Origin of the sequence: Bacillus sp. CFBP9009, from assembly GCF_036541465.1 — a bacterium.
GTDB lineage: Bacteria > Bacillota > Bacilli > Bacillales > DSM-1321 > Peribacillus.
This window is the reverse complement of record NZ_JAZHFU010000039.1, coordinates 1-521: the sequence shown is the minus strand read 5'-3', so window position 1 is coordinate 521 and position 521 is coordinate 1. Positions and strand designations below refer to the sequence as shown.

Genomic DNA, 521 nt, shown 5'->3' with positions numbered 1-521 from the left:
ATTTTTCAATTCCCCAGTTAATCGTAGGAATTCTTCTTTGTTTCGGTCCTGTAATGATTGGTCAATCTCTTTTCGGATTTGCTCTTTTCGGAAATTACGAAGGGCGTTGTTTAACACCATTTCAGCAAATTCAGAGTCCTTGGCGTTTACTTCAGGTTGTGGTGGCGTATTAACCAAATTCCTTTCCATAGGAAACCAACTCCTTGACCTTTTTTTTATTATACTTAAAGTTTTCAGATTATTCAAATATTTTACTTGGTAGTTCCATAGATCTATTTGCCACTGGGTTTACATCTGAAAGTTTAAACTCAGTGAAACCTTCAGTTTTGTGACTTAAACAAGAATATTTTTAATGCATCTCAAAAACTTTTATTCATTCAGTTTACTTAATCGTTAATCTATACCATTTCCTGATGCTACCTCTTATAGAACTAAACCAGCTAATAGTTTGTCAATATTTTTCATTAAAAACTAAAAATCCTTCATGCTATACTAAAAAAGGGTATACCTAATAACCCTCC

1 protein-coding gene is annotated in these 521 nt (G+C 32.6%); it reads right to left on the bottom strand.

Translation table 11 applies throughout. From position 1 onward, the window contains the following. A partial coding sequence (locus V3595_RS28340; protein WP_485911268.1) for an IDEAL domain-containing protein occupies positions 1-189 on the bottom strand: 189 nt, incomplete at its 3' end. Positions 190-521: the final 332 nt, after the last annotated feature.